Origin of the sequence: Kitasatospora sp. NPDC047058 (assembly GCF_040643935.1) — a bacterium.
In the GTDB taxonomy this organism is placed as follows: domain Bacteria; phylum Actinomycetota; class Actinomycetes; order Streptomycetales; family Streptomycetaceae; genus Kitasatospora.
This window is the reverse complement of the sequence record NZ_JBEYVJ010000531.1, coordinates 1-4,047: the sequence shown is the minus strand read 5'-3', so window position 1 is coordinate 4,047 and position 4,047 is coordinate 1. Positions and strand designations below refer to the sequence as shown.

The 4,047-nt window shown below is 75.2% G+C and carries 2 protein-coding genes; both read left to right on the top strand.

Features of this window, described 5'->3' with window-relative positions; all coding sequences use genetic code 11:
• On the top strand, window positions 1-2,181 hold a 2,181-nt coding region (locus tag ABZ885_RS36850), incomplete at its 5' end, for an SDR family NAD(P)-dependent oxidoreductase (RefSeq protein WP_360198886.1).
• Between the two features lie 31 nt (window positions 2,182-2,212).
• A partial coding sequence (locus ABZ885_RS36845) for a type I polyketide synthase (RefSeq protein ID WP_360198884.1) occupies window positions 2,213-4,047 on the top strand: 1,835 nt, incomplete at its 3' end.

Sequence of the window (4,047 nt, the reverse complement as noted above, 5' to 3'; positions counted from 1 at the left end):
CTGAACTTCCGTGATGTGCTGATCGGCCTGGGCATGTACCCGGGCGGCGGTGTGATGGGCAGTGAGATCGCCGGAACGGTGCTCGAACTCGGCCCCGGGGTGACCGGACTGGCGGTCGGCGACCGCGTCATGGGCGTCGCCGAGGGCGCGTTCGGCCCGGTCGCCGTGACGGACGCGCGCCAGCTGGTGCGCATCCCCGCGGGCTGGTCCTACGCCGAGGCGGCAGCCGTCCCGAGCGCGTTCATGACGGCCTGGTACGCCCTGGTCGAACTGGCCGGCGCGAAGGCCGGCCAGCGGGTGCTGGTGCACGCCGGCACCGGTGGTGTCGGCATGGCGGCGATCCAGATCGCCCGTCACCTGGGCCTGGAGGTCTTCGCCACGGCGAGCCCGGCGAAGTGGCCGGTGCTGGCCGGGCTGGGCCTGGACGAGGCGCACATCTCCTCCTCCCGCACCGCCGGCTTCGAGGCGGACTTCCTCGCCGCCACGGGCGGTGCGGGCGTCGACATCGTCCTCAACTCCCTGGCGGGCGACCTGACGGACGCCTCCCTGCGGCTGCTGCCGCGCGGCGGTGCGTTCGTCGAGATGGGCCGCACCGACGTGCGTGACGCGGACGTGCTGGCGGCCGAGCACCCCGGGGTCGTCTACCGGCCCTTCAACCTGGGCGAGGCCGGCCCCGAGCGGCTGGGCGCGATGCTCGGCGGCATCGTCGGGCTGATGGCCGCCGGCGAGCTGACGAGGCTCCCCGTCCGGGCCTGGGACGTGCGGCGGGCGCGCGAGGCGTTCCGCTTCATGCAGCAGGCGCGCCACACCGGCAAGCTCGTCCTCACCGTCCCCGCCGGCCCGGCCGAGCCGCGTACCCGCGGCAGGTCGGCGCTGGTGACGGGTGGCACGGGCACGCTGGGCGGCCTGGTGGCCAAGCACCTGGTGGTCACCGGGCGCGCCGACGGGCTGGTCCTGACCGGCCGGTCGGGCCCGTCCGCCCCGGGCGCGGCCGCACTGGCCGCGGAGCTGGCGACGCTCGGCGCCCGGGTGCGGATCGTGGCCTGCGACGCCGCGGACCGCGACGCCCTGGCCGCCGTCCTGGCGGCGGTCCCGGCGGAGGACCCGCTGACGACCGTCGTCCACACGGCCGGTGTCCTCGACGACGCGACGATCGCCTCGCTGACCCCGGAGCGGGTCGCGGCGGTGATGCGGCCCAAGGCCGACGGCGCGTGGCACCTGCACGAGCTGACCCGGGGCCTGGACCTGGACCACTTCGTCCTGTTCTCCTCGGCCGCGGCGACCTTCTCCAGCCCCGGCCAGGGCAACTACGTCGCCGCCAACTCCTTCCTGGACGCGCTGGCGGCCGACCGCCGGGCGGCCGGACTGCCCGGCACCTCGCTGGCCTGGGGCATGTGGGCCGAGGCCAGTGCCCTGACCGGGCGGCTCAGCGACTCCGAGCGGGCCCGCATCAACCGCGGCGGCGTCGCGGCCCTGAGCGCGGACGAGGGCCTGGCCCTGATGGACCTGGCCCTCGCCAGGGACGAGGCGGTGCTGGTGCCGGCCCGGCTGGACCTGGCCGGGCTGCGCTCGCAGGCCGCCCGCAGCACGGACGTCCCGCCGCTGTGGCGGGGCCTGGTCGGCGGCGGAACGGGACGGCGCAGCGCCTCCTCGGGCACCGGCGGTGCGGACTCGCTGCGCCAGCAGCTGGCCGGGCAGCCGGAGCAGGAGCGGATGCGCCTGCTCACCGACCTGGTCCGGTCCCACGTGGCGGCCGTGCTGGGGCACGCCTCCGCCGAGGCGGTCGAGTCCACCCGGGCCTTCACCGACCTGGGCTTCGACTCCCTCACCGCGGTGGAGCTGCGCAACCGGCTCAGCACCGCGACCGGGCTGCGGCTGCCGGCCACGCTGGTGTTCGACTACCCCAACCCCACGGAACTGGCCGCGTTGCTGCAGGAGAAGCTGCTGCCGGAGCTGGTTGAACATGGCGGGACGGACGCCGCGGAGGAGAAACTCCGGAAGGCGCTCGCGACCGTGCCGCTGTCCAGGTTCCGCGACGCCGGGCTCATGGAGGCGCTGATGCGGCTCGCCGACGTCCGTGACGACGCCCTGATGGGCGACCAGGGCGAGGACGCCGAGGACATCGACGCGTTGGACGCCGACAGCCTGATCCGTCTGGCCCTCGACGGCGAGGCGGAGTGATCTTGATGATGCTCGATGCGTGGAGGCAGCGATGACCGGACAGGCCGACAAGCTCCTTGAAGCGCTGCGTGCCTCCGTGAAGGAGACCGAGCGGCTGAGGCAGCGGAACCGGCAGCTCGTCTCGGCGGCCTCGGAGCCGCTGGCGATCGTCGGCATGAGCTGCCGGTACCCCGGCGGCGTGACGACTCCCGAGGACCTGTGGGAGCTGCTCGCCGCAGGCGGGGACGCGATCTCCGGCTTCCCGACGGACCGGGGCTGGGACACCGAGGGGGTCTACGACCCCGACCCGGACCACCAGGGCACCTCCTACGTGGTCGAGGGCGGGTTCCTGCGGGACGCGGCCAGCTTCGACGCGGGGTTCTTCGGGATCAGCCCGCGCGAGGCGCTGGCGATGGACCCGCAGCAGCGCCTGCTGCTGGAGACCTCGTGGGAGGCGCTGGAGCGGGCCGGGGTCGACCCGGCCTCGCTCCGGGGCTCGCAGACCGGCGTGTTCGTCGGCGTCGCCCCCTCCGACTACGTCGCCCACCAGTCCCTGCAGACCATGGAGGGCCTGGACTGGCACCTCATGACCGGCGGTGCGGCCAGCGTGATGTCCGGCCGCATCTCCTACCTGCTCGGTCTGCAGGGGCCGGCGGTGTCCGTCGACACGGCGTGCTCGTCGTCCCTGGTGGCGCTGCACCTGGCCTGCCAGGCGGTCCGCGCCGGCGAGTGCTCGCTGGCGCTGGCCGGCGGCGTCACGGTCATGGCCACCACCATGGGCTTCGTCGGCTTCTCCCGGCAGCGCGGCCTGGCCGAGGACGGGCGCTGCAAGGCGTTCTCGGCCGCCGCGGACGGCATGGGGATGGGCGAGGGCGCCGGCATGGTCGTCGTCGAGCGCCTGTCGGACGCGCTGCGCAACGGGCACAAGGTGCTCGCGGTGGTGCGCGGCTCGGCGGTGAACCAGGACGGTGCCTCGAACGGTCTGACGGCGCCGAACGGGCCGTCGCAGCAGCGCGTCATCCGCGCGGCGCTGGCGAGCGCCCAGCTGTCGGCCGCGGACGTGGACGCGGTGGAGGCGCACGGCACGGGCACCACGCTCGGTGACCCGATCGAGGCCCAGGCCCTGCTGACGACGTACGGCCAGGACCGGCCGGAGGGCCGGCCGCTGCTGCTCGGCTCGGTGAAGTCCAACATCGGCCACTCCCAGCAGGCGGCCGGCGTCGCCGGTGTGATCAAGATGGTGCTGGCGCTGCAGCACGAGCAACTGCCGAAGACCCTGCACGTGGACGAGCCCTCGCCGCACGTGGACTGGGAGGCCGGCGACGTGCGGCTGCTGACCGAGGCCGTGCCGTGGCCGGCGGGGGAGCGCACCCGCCGGGCGGGCGTGTCCTCGTTCGGCCTGAGCGGCACCAACGCGCACATCATCGTGGAGGAGGCCCCGGCGGCCGAGGCCGACGGGCCGCAGGAGGCCGACACCCCGGTGACGGCGCCGGTGGTCTCGGGGGCGGACGCCTGGCCGGTGTCGGGCCGGACGGCCGAGGGGCTGACGTCCCAGGCGGAGCGGCTGCACGACTGGGTGGCCGCGCGGCCGGAGCTGGCGCCGGCGGACGTGGCGTGGTCGCTGGCGGCGACGCGGTCGGTGTTCGAGCACCGCGCGGTCGTGGTCGGCGGCGAGCGGGCCGAGTTGGCCGCCGGCGTGGAGAGCCTGGCCGCCGGCGTGCCCAGCGGTGCCGTCGTCTCGGGTGTGGCGCGGCCGGGTGCGCGGACGGTGTTCGCGTTCGCGGGTCAGGGGTCGCAGTGGGTCGGCATGGGCCGGGAGTTGGCGCAGTCGAGCCCGGTGTTCGCGGCGCGGCTGGCGGAGTGTGCGCAGGCGTTGGCGCCGTTCGT